This is a genomic window from Chitinophagales bacterium (genome assembly GCA_019694975.1).
GTDB lineage: Bacteria > Bacteroidota > Bacteroidia > Chitinophagales > UBA10324 > JACCZZ01.
This window is the reverse complement of record JAIBAY010000004.1, coordinates 217,146-236,754: the sequence shown is the minus strand read 5'-3', so window position 1 is coordinate 236,754 and position 19,609 is coordinate 217,146. Positions and strand designations below refer to the sequence as shown.

Sequence of the window (19,609 nt, the reverse complement as noted above, 5' to 3'; positions counted from 1 at the left end):
AAAAAACCCCGCATCACCTGATACGGGGTCACTTGTTTCTGATGTAATTCTTACAGGTTCGCAGGTGTTTCCAGCCGCTTGCCGGTTGTCTGATAGATTTCGCCGCCGATGGAATCAGAAGAGGCACCGGTAACGGATGAAAGCACATTCACTTCATTGCGCATACGCAAAGCACCCATGAGGCAAACCAGCAATGCTTCCTTAAACTTAATAGTGGCAGGATCAGGTACCACTAACGGAACGGAAGAATGATAGTTAATCCGTTCGAGCAGGAATTTATTGAAGGCACCACCGCCTGATACCAGCATGGAATGACTCTCATCCTTTGTCAGGAATTCTGTCGCGTAAATATTCTTGATGTCTTTACCGATCTGCAAAGCGATATGTTCCGTGGCGGTGCATAATTTATCTTCAATCTGCATGCGGTATTTCTTGAATACCGGCTGGAAGATTTTCGTTACCCAGCCGCCGCCGATGGATTTTGGATACGGCTTTTCATAATACCATTGCGCATTGAGTTCATTCAGCAAATCGTGGTTGACGGTGCCGGAACGGGCAATCATACCGTCTTTGTCATATTCAAGGTCTATCTCTGCCGCAAGCGCATTCAGCACCATATTGGCACCGCAAATATCAAATCCGATCATTTTTCCGTCGAGGTTACAGCTGATATTGGCAATGCCGCCGATATTCAGGCAAAACTTGAAATCACCAAACAACATCTTATCACCGGTGGGTGCAATCGGTGTTCCCTGTCCGCCCAATGCCACATCAACTGTTCTGAAATTACAAACCACGGGCAAACCTGTTTCGGCCACAATAGCGCCGCCGTCGCCAATCTGGCTGGTCATCTGATTTTCGGGCTGATGGAAAACCGTCTGGCCATGCGAAGCGATAAAATCAATTTTTCCATCCAGCATATTTTCCTGAATGAATTTGCGCGCCACCTCGCCAAGGTAGTGGCCATAGAAAGCATCTGTTTTAAGGTAAGTAACCGCATTCTGCAGCACTAAACTCTGAAGGCGCAACCTCCATTTCGGCGGATATGGAATACACTCTGCCTTTTCAATCTCGTAAGTCCATTTGCCATTGTTTTCATCGAGCCGGCAATAGGCAATGTCAACTCCATCCATAGAACTGCCGGACATCATACCCAGTACATGATACGTTTTCATTTCAAAAAATTTTAAGTTAATAGAAGAGATACGTTGTAAAAAAAAACTACCCAGTTTCTTTCAATGGTAAATGTATTAACAAATTGTGAAAATCGGAACGGGCAATATCAGGAATAAAAAAGAAGAATCAGCGTATGAGTGTAAGCGTTCCATTGTCGGCTAATACATCGCCATCATAGGTAATGCCCGTTATGGTATAGATATAAGTTCCCATTTCGCATGGTATCTCTCCGAATGTTCCATCCCACCCATCATCATTTGATGCGTTGCTTTCATATACCACTTGTCCCCAGCGGTTAAATACTTTAACTGACTGAACTTCCCGCACTCCTTTTGTATAGAACTGAAAGAAATCATTCAGTCCATCGCCATTTGGGGTAAAGGCATTCGGCACGAGGAAGAGATGATTGTGCGTGACGGTTACGGTAACGGAATCAGTTGCTTTGCAGCCGTTGTTTTCCTCAACCACCACCGTGTAGGTAATCGTATTTTCCGCACTCGTTACCGGGTTTGGCACAGCAGGATCATTCAGCCAGTCGGGCGGCGACCATTGATAGGTGCCGTTGCCGGTAGTGTTCAGCTGTGCGGTTTCTCCCTGGTTAATGGTGATGTCTTCTCCCGCATCCACTACTGGCGGATAGAGAACCGTAACCGTAACAGTATCTTCATCCGTGCAGGAGCCAATGGCAGCTATAACATAATACGTAGTGGTGATATCAGGGCTGACAACCGGGTTGGCAATGAATGGATTGTTTATGTGAAAATCAGGCGACCAGTGATAATAAACAGCATTGGATGATGAAAGCTGAACACTGTCGCCACTGCAGATGATGGCATCTCCACTCGTGGCGGCTATCACGGTATCTGTAACGGCAATGACCACGGAATCGGTGGCCATACAACCGAATTCATTGATAACAGTAACGGTGTAAACCGTTGTCAACGGCGGGTTCACATCCGGATCCGAAGCTGTCACATCACTGATATGAAAATCAGGTGACCAAACATAGCTTACTCCGTTATGGGCATGTATGCTTACCGTATCAATGTCGCATATAAAAGTATCCGGCCCGGCATTGATCTGTGGTGATGGGAAAACCTGCACCTGCCTTGTAACGGATGACATGCATCCATAGTTATTGCTTACCGTCAGGTTCACATTGAAGAATCCCGGCGTACTATATGCATGCGACGGATCTTGCTGAAATGCGGTATTGCCGTCTCCGAAGTTCCATTCCCAGTCTGATAATATTCCATCGAGCGCAACTGACTGATCATTGAATGTGACCGGCGTGAATGCACATTCATTTTGAAACGAGAAATCTGCGGTAACACCTTTTCTTATTTCCACATATTTAAAAACCGTGTCGGAACATAACAGTCCTGGTGCGACTTCAAGCACAACTTTGTATACGCCTGTATCCGGATACACATACACAGGGTCTTCTGCTGCAGAAACATCCGTAGTGATACCATTCACCCCGAAATCCCAGCTATAGACCGATGATCCAAAACTCTGGTTTTTGAAGTACACGGTGTTGGTTCCGCAGATCAGCAGGGTATCATTTACCGAAATGCTGCCTGTCACATCAAAGTTTGCCTCCATCAATGGATTACAGGTGGTGATATTGAATTGAAAATCTCTTACATCCTGGCTGAGAAAAATACCATTGCGGTATTCCTTCACACAAACACCTACAACAAATTGTCCGAGGGCAGTAGGAAAAGCCGTCAGCAATCCGGTTTGCGGATCAATACTCATGACCGGGTTGCCGCCGATCTGATTGTTCACATTGTAAGGAGGCAGCCATACCACCGGGTCATATGGTGGCGGCGGTGGTGGACTCGGTTGTGGAACGGTTGCATCGGCACCCTGCCATGGCGTACAGAGTGAATAGACCAGCGAATCACCATTGGGATCTGTGGCACTGTGATCAAATTGTAACACCTGATCAACACAGATCACTATTGGCGGATAATTTTTAAACCGCGGACTGCTGTTACCCTGCGCAATACCCGATGAGGGAATATGGGCCGTAAATGTTGCGCCGGTATTAGCCGGATCGAGGAGATTGACAATGGTATTGTTGCGGCAACACCGCTGATACGACAAATCAAAACCACCTGTCAGCGGCGGAAGTGTGGTGGTAACTTTATAGATCGCTTCTTCCACGCAAATACCCGGCGGAAGAACAAGGCATGGATCACTCAGATCAGGATCTACACTATTCGCTCCCTGCAAAAAGACAGCAAGCGTCTGCTGCAACGCACCTGAACTGCTGTACACGCCGATCGCCGCCGGGTTATCAAACGGTGTAGTGCTGTTGCAATCGCGGTACACTTTTAAAGTAATCTCATAGGTATTGCCACCCAGGCTGGTATAATATATTTCACCGCCTATGATATGCCATGCTTCCGACACAGCAGGAATGAAGAAGAACGGCAGCCATAAAAAAATGAAAAATTTCATTTGACTTAATCTGCACTAATCATTTCCCGAAAGTACCAAACCACACCCACTTCAACAAAAACATGCAGTTACTTTCCGTATTGAGGAACCGGCACGCTTCCGCCCCTACTTTCTGCAAATTGCGCTACTTTTGCCCCGCTTTTATTAATTACGGTGACAGATTGACCGAATGAAACCCGTGGCAAAGCATTTGTTCATGCGTCCCGTTTAAACCTTTTTCAGGAATGGAAAATAAAGAGATGAACCCTTCTTTTGATGAATCTTTAGAAAAGAAGAAAGATGCGGCGGATAATCCTTCTGCACAGGCCGGGCATGATTTTTCAGGAGAAGAAATTCTGCATAAGATTGAGCAGGATGCTGAGGAGCAGGGAACAACAAACAATGACACTGCACAGGATCATGCTGAAGGCAACGATTTGCTGAGCAAGCTGGGCCTGTCGAAAAAAGAAAAGCTCAAAAAGGAAAATGCAGAATTGAAGCAGAAAGCAGATGAGCTGAATGACAAGTTCCTTCGCCTGTATGCTGAATTCGACAACTATAAGAAGCGCATGCAGAAAGAAAGAATAGAAAATTCCAAAACCGCCGGCATTGAAATCATCAATGCACTGATACCGGTGGTAGATGATTTTTCGCGCGCCATGAAACAGATGGAGTCATCGCAGGACTTGCAGGCATTGCAGGAAGGCGTGAAACTGATACAGCAAAAACTGGGTGCCGTACTGGAAGCGCGCGGTTTGAAACAGATGAAATCAATAGGTGAAATTTTCAATCCTGAATTGCACGAGGCTATTGCAGAAATTCCAGCGCCCGATGAAACCTTCCGGGGCAAAGTGGTGGATGAAATTGAGTGCGGTTACTACCTGAACGATAAGATCATCCGTCATGCAAAAGTGGTGGTGGGCAAATAAGCGGCTCACCTTTGACCATCATCATGCCTGCGGAAAAATTTTTTTAGTCATGCATGCATCCGGCAATTGAAATTATTAAAGAGATGAATAAATAAATGGCAGCTAAGAGAGATTATTACGAAGTGTTGGGTGTCGGGAAAACCGCTACGCCTGAAGAAATCAAGAAAGCTTACCGTAAGGTGGCTATGCAGTTTCATCCCGACAGAAATCCGAACGATAAAACTGCCGAAGAAAAATTTAAAGAGGCGGCGGAGGCATACGAAATTCTGAGCGACAGCGACAAGAAAAAAAGGTATGATCAATATGGCCATGCGGGAATGGGTGGCAATGGCGGTTATGGTAATGCCGGTGCCGGCGGCATGCGTATGGAAGACATCTTCACCAACTTCGGCGACATCTTCAGTGATATGGGCGGAAGCCCATTCGAAGCTTTCTTCGGCGGCGGACGCAATACCCGCGAACGCTCGCGTGGTGTGCGTGGTGGCAATCTTCGCATCAAGGTGCCGCTCAATCTGCAGGAAATCGCCAAAGGTGCCCACAAAAGCCTGAAGGTTAAAAAGTATGTGTCGTGCAGCACTTGCGGCGGCAGCGGAGCAAAAGACAAGAACTCATTTCATGCCTGCACCAACTGCAAAGGCAGTGGTGTCATCCGCCGCGTGCAGAATACCATTCTCGGACAAATGGCCACCACCACCACCTGCCCCACCTGCAATGGTGAAGGCCAGGTGATTACTGCCAAGTGCAATGTATGCCATGGTGAAGGCCGTGTGTATGGCGAAGAAACCATTAACGTGGATATTCCGGCTGGCGTAGCAGAAGGTATGCAACTCTCGATGAGTGGCAAAGGCAATGCCGGTGAACGCGGCGGCGCACCCGGCGACCTGCTCATTGCGATCGAAGAAGAAGAACATGGCGAACTGAAGCGCGATGGTAATAATGTGGCGTATGAATTATTTATCTCCTTCCCCGATGCCGCCCTCGGCACGAGTGTGGATGTGCCCACGATTGATGGTAAGGCACGCATCAAAATTAAAGCAGGCACACAGGCGGGAGAAATATTCCGGTTAAAGGGAAAAGGACTTCCCAACGTAAATGCATATGGCAGCGGCGATCAGTTGATTCATGTGAATGTTTGGGTGCCGAAGGAACTGTCGTCGGACGAACATCAGCAACTGGAAAAACTTCGCAATTCGCATAACTTCAAACCCAATCCCGGGAAGAATGACAAGAATTTCTTTGAGAAGATGCGGGATTATTTTGCCTGATCACCTGCCCTGTTCCTTCCTTTGAATGTCCGATAATCACATCAAATTCCTCCGGGAAACACCGCTGCATTACATCTTTCCTCACCTGATTCATTTCGAGATTCAGTTATTACTTTTTAGGTCCGATGCGCTTTTCACGCACCTCCGGCAACTGCCGCAGCTGCGCATAAAAATAATTGTCACCGCCCTGCGCCTTCAGGACACAAACTGCCGGCATTTACTGTACGGATAACAATACCCAAAGCAGGTAATTTCATCACGATCGTTACCTTTGATAAAAATCTCGCGTATGGGTTTCGTTTTTTTAGTGATCATCCTTGTTTTGCTGCTGATACCGGTAGTGCTGTACAATTCGCTTATCAGGAAAAAAAACGCAGTGGGCAATGCATTCGGCGCCATTGATGCCATGCTGAAAAAACGGTACGACCTGTTGCCGAACTTAGTGACTACCGTGAAGACTTATATGAACTATGAGCGCGATACGCTTACAAAAATCACGGAACTGCGCAACCAGGCAACCGCTGCGAACATTTCGCCAGAACAAAAGATCCAGCTCGAAAACCAGATCGGCAGCGCCATGCGCAGCATTATGGTGCAGGTGGAAAATTATCCCGACCTGAAAGCCAATCAGAATTTTTTACAGCTGCAGGGTTCATGGAATGAAATTGAAGAGCAGATCTCCGCTGCCCGTCGTGCTTACAATGCAACTGTGAATGATTATAACAATGCCGTGGAACAGTTTCCTACCAATATCCTCGCAGGCATGATGCATTACAGCTTAAAACCGTACCTCGATATTCCGGAGGAAGAACGGAAGAACATCAGCGCCGGAGAGCTCTTTAAATAACCCGGTGAAGGAACAACAGGATGACTCCGCAACTTATCCGATCAGTTGCTTCATTGTTATCGCACATAGCACCGAAAAAATAACCGGCAACCATATTCCTTCGCCATTGGCCAGATGAAACCCTCCGCATCCTTTGACCAGCTCTACAACACAAGACTGCGGCCCGAACTGGAAACACTCGAGCAGTCGAGGAAAGCCGTATTAACAACATTCCGCGTGGCGCTGGCCATATTACTGACAGAAATCCCGCTTGTGCTCCTGGCCATGACGATGGGTCATCCGGCCGCCTACCTGCTGACCGTGCCTTCAATTCTGATCAGCATCTTTAAATTTATTGACTATGGCAAAAAGAAAACAGCATATGCACAAACATTTAAAGCCAAAGTGATTGGCAACATGGTGAAGACGATGAGCGAGCAGTTGGTTTATACACCTGGCGCTTGCATCTCAGTGAATGAATATGTTGCATCAGGTATATTCCGCAGCCGTATCGACCGCTATACGGGCGACGACCTGATAGCGGGCACGTTAGGAGCGACAGCCGTTAAGTTTTCAGAAATACACCACGAGGAAAAGCATGTTACAACCGACAGCAAAGGCCATCGTCAGGAAAGCTGGGTTACCATCTTTAAAGGCATCTTTTTTATCGCCGATTTCAATAAAAATTTTAACGGCAAAACCTTCATCGGGCCGGATGTGGGCGATGGCTTTTTTGGTATCGGAAGGCTTTTTGAGCAATGGGTTTCAGGCAAAGGTGAGGTGGTGCGACTGGAGAACCCTGAGTTTGAAAAGTATTTTACGGCATACAGTACCGACCAGGTTGAGGCACGCTACATTCTGTCAACCACAATGATGGAAAGACTGGTGGAGTTCAGAAAAAAGGTGAATGGCCGGCTTAATTTATCGTTCGTGGGTTCCAATGTTTACATCGCACTTTCGCTGCAAGAATCACTGTTTGAACCGAAGGTCTTTTCATCGGGCCTGCAACAGGAATACCTGAAGAAATACTTCGACTATCTTCAGCTCATTACCGGTATTGTGGATGATCTTAACCTGAACCTGAGAATCTGGGGGAAATAAACAGCATGCAGCGGCATTTAGCATTTTGTTTTTGAAAACAACTATGATGTTTGTCATGTTTTATACGCAACCTGGCACATTATAAAAAATAGTACTATCATTGACGGACATCGATTAATTTTACATGGAAATTTTTTCACTATCCGGAACAGAAGCATCAACTGCCATGTGTGATTATCCGATACGTAAAATTTTTTTCACGGTGCTTTGCTGCCGGTTTTTTTCTGCAATAACCAATCATTTAACACATAAAATCAAATTGTTATGGCCACTGTAAAATTAGCTGATCAGGTAAATGAGTTCATGAAGAAAGTGAAAAAGAAAAATCCTTATGAACCTGAATTTCACCAGGCAGTATCGGAAGTTGCGGAGTCGCTGCTTCCTTTCATCAATGAAAATCCCAAGTACAGCAATGCGAAAATACTGGAGCGTATTACTGAACCCGACCGCGTGATCATGTTTCGTGTAACCTGGCTCGACGACAAAGGTGAATTCCAGGTAAACCGCGGATTCAGAATTCAGATCAACAATGCCATCGGGCCGTATAAAGGCGGACTTCGTTTTCACCCTACCGTAAATCTAAGTATCCTGAAATTCCTCGCTTTCGAGCAGGTGTTTAAAAATTCACTCACCGGCTTGCCAATGGGAGGAGGAAAAGGCGGAAGTGATTTTGACCCTAAAGGCAAATCGGATAATGAAGTGATGCGTTTCTGCCAGAGTTTTATGACGGAACTGTACAGGCATATTGGCGCTGATATCGATGTGCCTGCCGGTGATATCGGTGTGGGAGGGCGCGAGATTGGCTTCCTCTTCGGACAGTACAAACGGCTGCGTAATGAATTCACCGGTGTGCTCACCGGCAAATCCATTGATTACGGCGGAAGCCTTATCAGGCCGGAAGCAACCGGTTATGGATGTGTTTATTTTATTCAGGAAATGCTGGCCACGCGCAAAATGAACATCAAAGGTAAACGCGTGGTGATCAGCGGCTCAGGCAATGTGTCGCAGTATGCAGCGGAAAAAGCCATTCAGCTTGGCGCCAAAGTGGTTACACTTTCCGACAGCGACGGATACATTTATGATGAAGCCGGCATTACAGCGGAAAAATTAGCATACGTGCTGTGGCTGAAAAATGAAAAACGCGGCCGTATCAAAGAGTACGCGGATAAATATGGCGTAGTGTACGTAGCCAGGAAAAAACCATGGGACATCAAATGCGATATCGCATTACCCTGCGCCACGCAAAACGAACTGGATTTTGAGGATGCAAAAAAGCTGACCAGAAACGGTTGCATCGCTGTGGCGGAAGGCGCCAACATGCCCTCTACCAATGAAGCGGTGAGCTGGTTTCTTAAGAAAAATATCCTTTACGGTCCGGGCAAAGCGGCTAATGCGGGCGGCGTAGCCGTATCAGGACTGGAGATGAGCCAGAATTCGGAACGCCTCTCATGGTCACGCGAAGAAGTGGATGCACGATTACTCAAAATCATGAAAGACATCCACGAGAGTTGTGTGAAGTATGGCAAAGAAGGTGATGCGATCAACTATGTGAAAGGTGCCAACATCGGAGGCTTCGTGAAAGTAGCCGATGCCATGCTTGCACAGGGGCTCGTTTAAACGCATCAAATGGTTGTGTAAGCCGGCAACGGATGTTACTTGCCGGCTCTTGCGCATCAGTTGGGCCGGGTGAATTATTCAGTAATGGCAATCATGCTGCAACTGAACAATTCATCCGGCCCATTTATTTTAAGCAATATCGTGCAGGAGAAAATGGATGGTGTCATTTGCCGAAGCAAAAGGAATGCTTTAACAACATCAAGCATGCGGAAACGGCACAAGGCGCATTTGGAATCAGGCCTTATACGGCAACCATTGCCTTTACAGGTGCCATCAGCCTGTCATATTTATTCTTCCAGAACAACGCATTCATCAGGCGTGCCGACCAGGGCAGCGATTCATCGAGCATTTTATTTTCGTCCGCCGACAAGGAATCACGCAGCCAGGGAACCATATAAGACAGGTAGCGAACAGGCGCATTTCTTTTCACATCCTCTTCAATGCGTCGCTGCTCTTCGGGCGTGAAATGGGCTTTCATTTTTTCAAGGATGTATTTTTCCTCTTTCATGATATGACCGGTGAAAACCTTCAGGAGTTCACCGGTGTGGTATTGCAGATCCTTGTTGAGCTGGGCTCCGGCGCCGTTTCGCTGCAGCTCACCAAGCAGCCGCTTAATCTCATCAATCAGGAACTGCAGCCTGTTGTGCTCCACTTCCATCACTTCAATAATTTCAGAAGGAGCCTCCAGCCTTTCTTCCACAGCCCTGAACAATAAATCATCTTCGGCAGCATGATGTGCTTCCATCATGTTCCAGAAGAACTCATACCACTTCCGCAGCTGATCCCGTTGCTGCTGACTCAGCCGGTCTACGCGATGTGCAATGGTATTCAGCAGCTCCACATCGCGCGACAAGGCACGATGCGCGAAAAACGATCCCTGCATTACAAACTGGTTCATGATAATTTTAAGTGCTGAATAATTACAGGTAACAAAGATAACAATCAGTTGTTCCCGCGGCTGAACAGCGCATTTACACCGGTGCAAAAAAACGATTGACGATCAGCCCAAAATCTCCGGCCACCAGAGGATTTGCAACGCATAAAGATGCAGCAACACCTTAAGAAAGTGAATGCGCTGCCGGTTGCGATAAAAATGATTTTTTGAAATTGCCAAAAATACGGCCCGCTGAACCAGGTCAATTAACCAAGTGTTCCGTCTTCATGGCAGCCATAAGAACGGCAGTTATGATTGATGTATTATTTTAGCAAAATAGTTTTACCTCCAAAGCATCGAAAGCCGCTATACATGTCGCGTTCCTTCCTCATCATTATCCTGGTTCTTTGTTCGGGTTTGATTTTTTTTATTGTTAAAAAAATAGTTACCGGAAATGAATCATCGCAGTCTGCCCTGCAGAAAAAAGGCGGCGGTGCCGTGATGTCTGAAATCATGATTGTCCGCGATTCACTGATCACCTATCAGCTGCATGCCACCGGCACTGTTCGGGCGAATGAAGAAGTAAGTATTGTGAGTGAGTATGCCGGAAAGATCACCGGCATCTATTTTAAAGAAGGTACCACTATTGAAAAAGGAGGGTTGCTCTTCCGTTTGGATGATGCTGAACTGAAGGCCAGGAAAAAGAAACTGGAAGCAGGTGCCACCCTTGCCACACAAAATGAACAACGGCTGAATGTACTGCTTTCGAAAGGCGGTGCCAGCCAGCAGGACTATGACGAGGCCGCCAATAACCTGCAGGCGATACAGGCAGATCTTGAACTCATCAATGTGCAGCTTTCGAAAACGGAAATCCGCGCGCCGTTCACCGGAAAAGCGGGGCTGCGTACGGTGAGTGAAGGAGCTTATGTTTCCGCCAACACACCACTCACCTCCCTGCAGGATGTGAGCAGGATTAAGGTTGATTTCACCCTGCCGGAAAAATATGCGGCCATCATTCAGTCGGGACAGCATATTAATTTCAGCGTTGAAAATGATACGCAGTCATTTTCCGCCACAATCCTGGCCACCGAACCGGCAGTGAATCCTTCAACACGCAGCATCCTGGTAAGGGCTGTATCGGATAATGCGCAACGCCGTTTAATTCCCGGCACTTCTTCCACCATCACCATCGCCTTACATGAAACGCGTAAATCCGTTATGGTGCCCACGAGTGCATTGATTCCGCAATCGACAGGCTTCACAGGTTATCTGCTGAAAGGAGGAAAAGCAGTGGCCGTGCCGCTGAAGACCGGCTACCGCGATGAAAACAACGTGCAGGTAACGGAAGGGCTTGTTGCGGGCGACACACTGCTGACAACCAATATGCTGATGCTTCGCCCGGGTGTAACTGTAAAACCTGTTAGTAAGCCAACCGAATAAAAATCTGAATGAGCAGCCTCTCTTCCACTTCCATCGACCGTCCTGTACTGAGCATCGTGATGTCGCTGATGCTTGTTTTGCTGGGTGTGGTGGGTTTCTATTTTTTAGGCATAAGAGAATACCCTGCCGTTGACCCTCCTACTGTTACCGTCACCACCACTTATACCGGTGCCAATGCCGACATTATAGAGTCGCAGATCACCGAGCCGCTCGAAGAAGCATTGAATGGCATTGATGGTATCCGCACCATTTCTTCCACGTCCAAAGAACAGTCGAGCATCATTACGGTTGAATTTAACATTGATGAAAACCTGGAGAAAGCCACCAATGATGTGCGCGACCGTGTATCGCGGGCAGTACGCAATCTGCCACGTGATGTAGAGCCGCCTGTGGTAGAAAAGGCGGATGCCAACTCAGAGCCTATCATCTTTATGACCTTGCGCAGCGATACGCGTGACATCATGGATGTGAATTCCATTGCCACAAACGTAGTGAAAGAACGGCTGCAGACTATTTCAGGTGTCAGCTTCGTGCGCATCTTCGGCGAGAAAAAATATTCCATGCGCCTGTGGATGGATCCGGCCAAGATGGTGGCTTTTGGCATTACGCCCGTGGATGTACAGAACGCCCTCGATCGTGAAAACATTGAATTGCCGTCGGGCAGGATTGAAGGCAATGAAACAGAGTTAACCATACGCACCATCGGCAAGCTCAGCAAGCCGGAGGAATTCAATAACCTGATTCTGAAAGAAAGCAACGGTACCATTACCCGTTTCAGCGATGTTGGGTTTGCGATGCTGGGGCCGGAGAATGAACGCAATGCGGTGAAGCGCAACCTGGTGCCGATGATTGGTATTGCATTGGTCCCGCAACCCGGCGCCAATGCCGTGGATATCTCCAATGAATTTTATGTGCGCAAAGCGCAACTGGAAAAAGAACTGCCTGCCGACTGCAAGCTTGAAGTAGGATTCGACTTTACCACCTTCGTAAAAAAGACCATCACCGAAGTGCAGGACACCGTGCTCATCGCCTTCCTGCTGGTGATCCTCATCATCTTCCTCTTCCTGCGCGACTGGCGTTCAACCATCATTCCTGTCATCGCCATACCGATTTCCATCATTGCCGCATTTTTCATCATGTATGTGGCCGGCTTTTCCATCAACGTACTCACCCTCGTGGCCATCATCCTGTCCATCGGCCTGGTCTGCGATGATGCCATTGTGGTGCTGGAAAACATATATGCCAAGGTGGAAGACGGACGGTCGCCGGTAGCTGCTGCCAAAGAAGGATCCAAAGAAATTTTCTTTGCCGTAATATCCACCACTATAACACTGGCCGCTGTTTTTTTTCCCATCATGTTCCTGACGGGGCTGACGGGAAGATTATTCCGCGAATTCGGCGTAGTGGTGGCAGGATCCGTTTTGATTTCCGCATTTGTCGCGCTCACGCTTTCACCCATGATGAGTTCGCGCATGCTGAAGCATCATGACAAACAAAACTGGTTTTATCGTATCACTGAACCTTTTTTTACAGGCATGATTAATGGCTACCGGTCGTCACTGGAAGGATTTATGAAGCGGCGGTGGCTGGTATTCCCGATACTGGGTTTAATCGCCCTGCTTGTATTCATCCTGTTAAAAAATGTACCTGCCGAGCTGGCCCCTTATGAAGACCGTTCCAGTATCCGTGTTTCTGTAAGCGGTCCTGAAGGTTCTTCCTATGAATTCACGGAAAAATATATGGATGAATTGTCGAAGTACGTGATGGATTCCATTCCCGAAGCTTCGTCTTCCCTCAGTATCATTGCACCGAGCTTTGGCTCTGTGGGCAGCGTAAATACAGGTGTACAAAGTATTTACCTGGTAGATCCATCGGAACGTAAACGAACCGTAAGCGATGTGATGGTACAACTCACCCGCGACCTGAAATATTTCACCGGCATACGGGCCTTTCCGAATACACCGCCGACAATCGGCAGCCGGTTTGCCGGACAACCCCTGCAATATGTGATACAGGCACCGGATTTGAAATCTCTGCTGCAAGTGCTTCCGGAATTTTTGGATGAAGCCAACAAAAATCCAAAGCTGCAGTTTGTGGATGCCGACCTGAAAGTGAACAAACCCGAACTCACCCTCACCGTCAACCGCGAGAAATCATCCGAGCTCGGCGTATCGGTAGCTGATGTGGCCAAGACATTGCAACTCGCACTCAGCGGGCAACGCATGGGTTATTTTATCATGGATGGAAAGCAGTACCAGGTGATTGCCCAACTGGAACGCAGCGACCGCAATAAACCCAATGACCTGAAAAATATTTATGTGCGGAGCAACAACGGTAATATGGTATCGCTCGATAATCTCATTACGGTGCAGGACAATACAAGTCCGGCAGCGGTGTATCGTTTCAACCGCTATGTGTCGGCCACCATCTCATCGGGAATTCCGGCCGGTTCTTCGCTCGGTGAAGGCATCAAAGCCATGGATGATATTGCCGTGAAAGTGCTTCCAGAAACTTTCACTACCTCACTGAAAGGACAGGCAAGAGATCTGCAGGACAGCTCCTCCAGCCTGCTGTTTGCCTTCCTGCTCGCATTGCTCGTGATTTACCTGATTCTTGCAGCACAGTTTGAAAGCTTCCGCGATCCGATGATTATTATGTTCACCGTGCCGGCCGCTATTGCAGGCGCTTTACTCAGTCTCTGGTACTTCGATCAGACCCTTAATATTTTTTCACAGATCGGCATGATCATGCTGATAGGCCTGATCACCAAAAACGGTATCCTGATTGTGGAATTTGCCAATCAGCGAAAAGAACAAGGGTTGAATAAAACGACTGCGGTAAAAGATGCAGCGGTTCGGCGCTTCAGGCCTATCCTGATGACTACGGCGGCCACCCTGCTCGGCATATTGCCTATTGCACTTTCGCTGAGCGGTTCTGCCAGCAGCCGTCAGTCATTGGGCATTGCAGTGGTAGGCGGACTGTTGTTCTCCGCATTCCTTACACTGTACATCGTGCCGGCAATGTATTCCTACCTGTCGCATGAAGTGAACCCCACATCAAAACCATCGCCATCATTTGAAAAGGAAAAACCGGAGCTGATAGCATGATGCCGCAAGTAACACCGCCGGCAACGGATGTTTTTTGTGCAACAGGTTTAGATTTTTCATTGGTTGCGGAAATTCCCGATTCAAATTTTATGCTCACTGATAAAAGTTTTTGAAACTCAATCGTCATTTATGTTCAGAATTTTTGCTTTCATCGCATTGTCCCTATGCTTTCTGTCTGCCGCTGCACAGGAAGTACTGACGCTCGAATCCGCTATACAGATTGGCCTGCAGAATAATTACAGCGTACGTATCGCCAGGAATGATGCGGATATTGCAATCAACAATGTAACACCGGGCAATGCGGGCTTTCTTCCTTCAATAGATGCATACGGAACGATATCACAAGGCATCAATAACAGCAATCAAAAGTACCTGTCGGGACAGGAAGTGGAAAAAACCGGCGCAAAGAATACCATAGGAACGGCCGGTGTCGGTCTTACCTGGACATTATTTGACGGTTTCAGCATGTTTGTTTCGCATGATCAGTTGCAGTTGCTGGAAGCAAACGGGCAGGCGATGCTGAAACAGCAAATGGAGAATACAATAGCGCTGATCATGGCTGCCTATTATGATGTATTGCTTGAGCAATCACTGCTCAGCGCATTGCATGAACAAAAAGATATTTCGCTTTTCAGAAAAGAACTGCTTGAAACACGGCTGTCGGTTGGCAGCGCCTCGAAAATAGAAGTGCTGAAGGCAACGGTAGATCTGAATGCCGATGAAACAGCCGTAATACAGCAAGAAGCGGAAGTGCAGAAAATAAAAGTGCGGCTCAATCAATTGCTGGCCCGTGATGTAAACATGGATTTTACGGTGGATACTGTTGTCAGCCGCAACAACACCCTTACCTATGATCAGTTGCACCGTGACTTGCTGGAACATAATTCCGCACTGCTGATTTCCAATCAATATGTGCAGCTTGCTTCCCTGAATATGAAGCAAACAACAGCACAACGCTACCCGGTGATCGGACTCAACACCGGTTATGATTTTCTGCGTTCGAGCTCAGAGTCAGGTTTTGTGAGTTCCAACAGAACAAACGGCCTTTACTACGGGCTTACTGCCAGCATTAATATTTTTGATGGATTTAATCTGAACAGGCAGCATCAGAATGATAAAATAAATATTGCCAGCAGCCGGCTGGAGCTCGAACAAACTCAGCTTTCGCTGGAGTCGGAGCTGAAACGCATTTACCTCGACTATCAGAATAATCTGCGGCTTGTTGACCTGGAACAAAGCAACCTGAAATATGCGGAAGAGAATCTTGCCGTAGGGCAGGACAGTTATCAGGTGGGCCGTTTGTCGGACCTTGAACTCAGAGAGATTCAAAAAAACCTGGTTGATGCAAAAGTGAGGCTGGCAGATGCGCTGTTTAAATCAAAACTGCAGGAGACGGATTTGCTGAGGATCACAGGGAATTTGGTGAAAGAGTGAGAGGTGAGTAGCGAGTAGTGAGTAGTGAGTTTTTGAACAAACTATTACTGTTTCAAAATAGCTTAAGGCTTTAAGCTTTTATATAATTGCCTGGGATGGTGAATCCAATTGTTTTCGATAGAGATCAATAAGCCCTTGTAGAAGCGATCTCAAAACAGGCAATCAATCCGGTCATGCCGAATTTATTTCGGCATCTGTCAATGAATGGAAGGGATCCTGATCAATCGGAACAGGATGACTCCAGGTAATTTGGAATAGTTTCTATTGATTTAAAGGCAGAAATAATTTCAACGGCAGATGAACTCATCTCAGTAAAAGTCTTGCCAGCCATAGGCTTACTTTTCTGAATGGCGGATATCGAAAATTCAAATCCAGCCAGGTTCCTTTTTTCATCACACTTTTATGATGTGAAAATGTGTCGAAGCTGTATTTGCCGTGATATGCGCCCAAACCACTCGGGCCGATGCCGCCGAATGGCAGATACGGATTGCCCAGGTGTTCGATGGTATCATTGATGAGGCCACCGCCAAATGAAATCTCGCGGATGATGCGTTGCTGCAACTTTTTATCCGAAGCAAATACATACAACGAGAGCGGCTTCGGCTGTTCATTCACCTGTTGAATGACTTCGCTGATATCATCATAAGGAAGAACGGGAAGCAAGGGGCCGAATATCTCCTCTTTCATCAGCGCATCATCCCAGCTAATGTTGCTGATGATCGTCGGCTCCATTGTTTGACGCCTGTCATCGCGCTGTCCGCCGTACAATATGGTGCCACCGCTGTGCAGGAGTTTTTTCAACCGTTCATAATGTTGTTGATTGATGATGCAGGGATAGTCGCCGTCATGCAAGGCGCCTTTCGGATAAAATTGGTGCAGCGTACTGATCAGTGCCTGCAGCAGCTGTTGTTCCACGGAGCGGTGCACATACACAAAGTCGGGAGCAACACACGTTTGTCCGCTGTTGATCGTTTTACCCCATAACAATCGTTTGGCCGCCAGTGTAATATTCGCCGAGCGATCTATGATGCAGGGCGTCTTGCCGCCGAGTTCCAGTGTACAGGGTATCAGGTGCCTGGCAGCGGACTGTGCCACCAGCTTTCCTACCCTGGTGCTGCCCGTGAAAAAAATATAATCGAACTTTTGCTGCAGCAATTTTTCACTCACCAGCGCATCGCCTTCTACTACCTCCACATAGCCTTGCTCAAAAGTTTCTTCCAGAAGCTGCTTCAGTAACATAGAAGTTGCAGGCGCGTGTTCAGATGGTTTCAGCACCACACAATTACCTGCTGCCAGTGCGCCCGCCAAAGGAACAATGGACAACCAGAAAGGATAATTCCAGGTAGCGATGATCAGGACGATTCCATATGGTTCCGCATAAATTTTCCCGGAAGAAGGAAAGCTGTAAATCATGCCGGGCACTGACTTCGGCCGCATCCACTCCGCAAGGTTTTTCAGTTGAAAGTTTATTTCAGCAAGTGCCGGCCCGATTTCCGTATTGTATGATTCCTGCGGCGCTTTGTTCAGGTCTTTTCTTAATGCATCGTTTATCCTTGTTTCATACCGGCTGATGGCAGCATACAGATTTTTCAACTGTTGTATTCTGAACGAAGCTGGCCTGGTAATACCTGTTTGAAAAGTGCTTTGCTGCCTTTGCAGTATTACGGTCAACTCATTCATGTAAACAAGATACTCTATAATAACGAGATGCTGGCAGGAGTGGGCGGGCAACCATTTGTCGCATGAAAAACCATAAGGACTCTAATACCTGTATTCAGCTTTTCCTGCTTGCTATGCCATGCAACTTTATCGTTTGCATTGATGAAAAAAAGATGGAATTATCAGCATCTTCAATTCCAATCAAAGCATGGGATCCGGATAGCTAAAGGGAAATCCGGATATCCTCTGAATCCCAGTGAAGGAGCGCGCAGCATATCCACAGGATTTTATATCCTAACTTTGTTTCAAACCTTCCTGCATGAAATTGCTGTTTTCCCTGCTCTTACTGTTCCTTTCCATTGCTGCCGCTGCACAAGTCACCATGCAGATCACCACTGTTCCGGCAAATACACCCGCCATGGATAACATTTATATCGCAGGCACCATGAATGGCTGGAATCCGGGCATACCGGATTATCAGCTGACAAAAGTCAATGCATCGTTTTATACGATCACCCTCGAGGCAGGATCTGGCACTCTTGAATTTAAATTTACACGCGGCGACTGGAGCAAGGGAGAGTGTAAAGCGGACGGATCGTTTCTCCCTAACCGGACTTTTACCTATGGCAACGGCGACACAATCACCCTTAGCATTGCAGGCTGGGATGACCTGCTCAATGGCGGAAGCACTTCCACGGCATTACCCAATGTATCGGTGATGAGTGCTTCTTTTTTTATGCCGCAGCTGAACCGCAGCCGCAAAATCTGGCTCTACCTGCCTGACGATTATGCAACCGCACTGAATAAATCTTACCCGGTAATTTATATGCAGGACGGGCAAAACGTGTTTGATGATTCCACTTCGTATGCCGGCGAATGGGAAGTGGATGAAACCCTGCACACCTTGCAGGCAGACGGTAATTACGGCGCCATTGTGGTGGCCATCGAGAACGGCGGCATCTACCGTATTGATGAATATTCGCCCTACGATAATCCTTCCTATGGCGGAGGTCAGGGCGATGCATACTGCGACTTTATCGTGAACACGCTGAAACCATTCGTTGACGCCAACTACAGAACGCTTCCGCAGCGCGACTTTACCGCCATCGCCGGCAGTTCGATGGGTGGCCTGATTTCATTTTATGCCGCCTTGAAATATCCGGCAGTATTCAGCAAGGTGGGCATATTCTCTCCCTCCTTATGGTTCGATGATTCCATTTTTACCTATGCCGGCAGCCACAACAAAACACAGGAGATGAAATTTTATTTTACTGCGGGAAGAAATGAAAGCGCGGAGATGGTGCCTGATATCAAATCCATGTATTCCACCTTATATGCAGACGGTTATGCTGATGCCGAAATGGATACGGTAATTAAAGAGGACGGACAGCATGCGGAATGGTTCTGGGCCCGTGAGTTTCCTTTTTGCTTTAAATGGCTTTTCGATGGCACCATCATTCATGCTGATGATCCTGAAGCAGATTCCATTTTTTCCATCAACCCCAATCCGGCACAGGATAAAATCTATCTGCAGTCCAGGTACCCGATGAAAAAAATAAGGCTTGAAATCTATGATGCCAATGGCCGGAAGATGATGGACAAAACACAGGCCTTCGCGAAGGAGATTGATATCAGTAAGCTGCCGGTCGGCATGTACTACCTCAAGGTGAGTGACGGAATAAAGGAATATTCCAAAGTGCTGCAGATCATGCAATGAACCACGATGATCCGTT

13 protein-coding genes are annotated in these 19,609 nt (G+C 47.3%); 9 read left to right on the top strand and 4 right to left on the bottom strand.

From position 1 onward, the window contains the following. Window positions 1-50 precede the first annotated feature (50 nt). Both K1X61_09630 and K1X61_09625 read right to left on the bottom strand, forming a co-directional pair. Window positions 51-1,175 (bottom strand): anhydro-N-acetylmuramic acid kinase, encoded by a 1,125-nt coding sequence (locus tag K1X61_09630; protein ID MBX7108895.1) that lies wholly within the window; start codon window positions 1,173-1,175, stop codon window positions 51-53. A gap of 127 nt (window positions 1,176-1,302) precedes the next feature. Continuing rightward, the gene (locus tag K1X61_09625) at window positions 1,303-3,645 is read right to left on the bottom strand and encodes a gliding motility-associated C-terminal domain-containing protein (GenBank protein ID MBX7108894.1); all 2,343 of its coding nucleotides are present in this window, start codon (window positions 3,643-3,645) and stop codon (window positions 1,303-1,305) included. A 239-nt stretch (window positions 3,646-3,884) separates the two neighbouring features. Between K1X61_09625 and K1X61_09620 the strand changes: the two genes are divergently transcribed. The 5 genes from K1X61_09620 to gdhA all read left to right on the top strand — a co-directional run bounded on the left by K1X61_09620 (window position 3,885) and on the right by gdhA (window position 9,362). Next, entirely contained in the window at window positions 3,885-4,553 is a 669-nt protein-coding gene (locus tag K1X61_09620; protein MBX7108893.1) for a nucleotide exchange factor GrpE, read from the top strand. 95 nt (window positions 4,554-4,648) lie between these two features. Then, complete coding sequence (gene dnaJ, locus K1X61_09615; protein MBX7108892.1) at window positions 4,649-5,818, top strand: molecular chaperone DnaJ; 1,170 nt, start codon at window positions 4,649-4,651, stop codon at window positions 5,816-5,818. Window positions 5,819-6,107: 289 nt separating this feature from the next. Further along, window positions 6,108-6,665, top strand: coding sequence for a LemA family protein (locus tag K1X61_09610; protein ID MBX7108891.1), 558 nt, complete (start codon window positions 6,108-6,110; stop codon window positions 6,663-6,665). Between the two features lie 114 nt (window positions 6,666-6,779). After that, window positions 6,780-7,745 (top strand): DUF3137 domain-containing protein, encoded by a 966-nt coding sequence (locus tag K1X61_09605; GenBank protein MBX7108890.1) that lies wholly within the window; start codon window positions 6,780-6,782, stop codon window positions 7,743-7,745. Window positions 7,746-8,009: 264 nt separating this feature from the next. Next, window positions 8,010-9,362 carry an NADP-specific glutamate dehydrogenase gene (gene gdhA / locus K1X61_09600; GenBank protein MBX7108889.1) on the top strand — a complete coding sequence of 451 codons (1,353 nt, stop codon included), beginning with the start codon at window positions 8,010-8,012 and terminating at the stop codon, window positions 9,360-9,362. Between the two features lie 241 nt (window positions 9,363-9,603). Here gdhA and K1X61_09595 read toward each other — a convergent pair whose 3' ends face one another. Continuing rightward, window positions 9,604-10,260, bottom strand: coding sequence for a hemerythrin domain-containing protein (locus K1X61_09595; protein MBX7108888.1), 657 nt, complete (start codon window positions 10,258-10,260; stop codon window positions 9,604-9,606). 348 nt (window positions 10,261-10,608) lie between these two features. On the opposite strand from K1X61_09595, the gene K1X61_09590 reads away from it, so the two are divergent. The 3 genes from K1X61_09590 to K1X61_09580 all read left to right on the top strand — a co-directional run bounded on the left by K1X61_09590 (window position 10,609) and on the right by K1X61_09580 (window position 16,217). After that, on the top strand, window positions 10,609-11,676 hold the full coding sequence (locus K1X61_09590) for an efflux RND transporter periplasmic adaptor subunit (GenBank protein MBX7108887.1): 1,068 nt from the start codon (window positions 10,609-10,611) through the stop codon (window positions 11,674-11,676). 8 nt (window positions 11,677-11,684) lie between these two features. After that, a complete protein-coding gene (locus K1X61_09585; protein MBX7108886.1) occupies window positions 11,685-14,783 on the top strand; it encodes an efflux RND transporter permease subunit in 3,099 nt (1,032 codons plus the stop codon). Window positions 14,784-14,912: 129 nt separating this feature from the next. Continuing rightward, on the top strand, window positions 14,913-16,217 hold the full coding sequence (locus K1X61_09580) for a TolC family protein (protein MBX7108885.1): 1,305 nt from the start codon (window positions 14,913-14,915) through the stop codon (window positions 16,215-16,217). A gap of 303 nt (window positions 16,218-16,520) precedes the next feature. Here K1X61_09580 and K1X61_09575 read toward each other — a convergent pair whose 3' ends face one another. Continuing rightward, on the bottom strand, window positions 16,521-17,897 hold the full coding sequence (locus K1X61_09575) for an aldehyde dehydrogenase (protein MBX7108884.1): 1,377 nt from the start codon (window positions 17,895-17,897) through the stop codon (window positions 16,521-16,523). Between the two features lie 298 nt (window positions 17,898-18,195). On the opposite strand from K1X61_09575, the gene K1X61_09570 reads away from it, so the two are divergent. Continuing rightward, window positions 18,196-19,593 carry a T9SS type A sorting domain-containing protein gene (locus K1X61_09570; GenBank protein ID MBX7108883.1) on the top strand — a complete coding sequence of 466 codons (1,398 nt, stop codon included), beginning with the start codon at window positions 18,196-18,198 and terminating at the stop codon, window positions 19,591-19,593. Window positions 19,594-19,609: the final 16 nt, after the last annotated feature.